This is a genomic window from Haladaptatus ordinarius, from assembly GCF_054177595.1.
Genome location: NZ_JBPEHH010000281.1, coordinates 1 through 925, shown reverse-complemented (window position 1 = coordinate 925; position 925 = coordinate 1). Strand labels below are relative to the sequence as shown.

Genomic DNA, 925 nt, shown 5'->3' with positions numbered 1-925 from the left:
TCAACATATTCACGCCCCATCACAGCATCCAAGACAGTCTTCGTCTCATTTCGCGGTCTTTACCGTGTGAGGCGCAGCTTTTGCCGATGCAGTTATCGAGAGAGTGGACAACTAGCGAAGCTGGTCAATGTGCTCGACAATCCACGGTGTGAAATCGTGCTCCTCGTGATCCCAGATGGTGTTCGCACTGAGATATTCAACTGAATGTAGTTCCTGAGGATTCATGTTCTAGATCATTGTATAATATTCTTCTATTTCGATTTATCGAGCGGTAAGGCGTATCTCAACACGAGCGTTATCGTCAGTAAAGTTTGTTGGTGGCTGAGCATCTATCGCATCGGTGTTATCCACGATTAGAGCGTAATCCCCCTTGGGAACCTCAAGCGTTGCATCACCTCCTAAGGAGTTGAGGAATGAGAGGTTCTCGTTGTATCGGATGTGATTTCCCGCCTCGAATTCAGCAAGTTCATCTTGACTAGTAAACACAATGTCGAGCCGAGGTCCCTCCCGAACCGTCACACTCAGATCAAGCGTAGCCTTTCGGTTCAGAGTAAAGGTGTAAGTCAGATAGTGATCTTCGTTGACTGTGTCTCTATCGTTGACAATAGTTTCAGTGGTAGTAGTTTCCGTTCCTCCAAAGTTAGTTGAATCGGCATTTATTGAAGAGCACCCAGCTAAGAGAAGTGCTCCAGTAGCTGCGAGAATGGATCTACGAGTTTTTAATATTACATTTCCCATACTTATATTCTAATTATATAGCCATAAGTTTTGTGTATGGTATCTATATTAACACATTTAGTTCAAACATATGAGCCTGTCTAAGAATTTTGCCTCACCAATCCTCCTGACGTCGGCTGAAGATACTCTTACACGGTTCGACGGATCGATTCGGCCGTCGACAAAAAAAGAGAACCGGGCTCAGTTA

The 925-nt window shown here is 44.6% G+C and carries 1 protein-coding gene; it reads right to left on the bottom strand.

All coding sequences use genetic code 11. The annotated features are described in order from the left end of the window. Window positions 1–261: 261 nt before the first annotated feature. The gene (locus ACR3FF_RS27200) at window positions 262–738 is read right to left on the bottom strand and encodes a hypothetical protein (RefSeq protein WP_458191219.1); all 477 of its coding nucleotides are present in this window, start codon (window positions 736–738) and stop codon (window positions 262–264) included. Between the last annotated feature and the right edge of the window lie 187 nt (window positions 739–925).